This is a genomic window from Massilia sp. NBRC 108631 (assembly GCF_059704565.1).
Genome location: NZ_BAAKJE010000230.1, coordinates 1 through 336, shown reverse-complemented (window position 1 = coordinate 336; position 336 = coordinate 1). Strand labels below are relative to the sequence as shown.

Sequence of the window (336 nt, the reverse complement as noted above, 5' to 3'; positions counted from 1 at the left end):
TTGTCAGCTCCCCGAGGCTTATCGCAGACTTCTACGTCCTTCATCGCCTGTAATCGCCAAGGCATCCACCATGTGCACTTATTCACTTGTCCCTATAACCTTGACGGCTATCGGTATCAAGCATTTACTACTGTGTTTGATGATTTATCTACTACCCTGAGTATCTTGCGATACTCAATAAATCTTTACTTCTTCCAAATTGTTAAAGAACGATACTACTTAAACCTAAGTCTCAGGACTTACGTTTAAACAGTAAAACTGGTAGGGCTGGTTGGACTCGAACCAACGACCCCCGCGTTATCAACACGGTGCTCTAACCAGCTGAGCTACAGCCCC

At 44.9% G+C, this 336-nt stretch carries 1 tRNA gene and 1 rRNA gene; both read right to left on the bottom strand.

Features of this window, described 5'->3' with window-relative positions:
* A 23S ribosomal RNA gene (locus AC6H42_RS25470) occupies positions 1-92 on the bottom strand; the annotation flags it as partial.
* Between the two features lie 167 nt (positions 93-259).
* Positions 260-336, bottom strand: a tRNA-Ile gene (locus AC6H42_RS25465).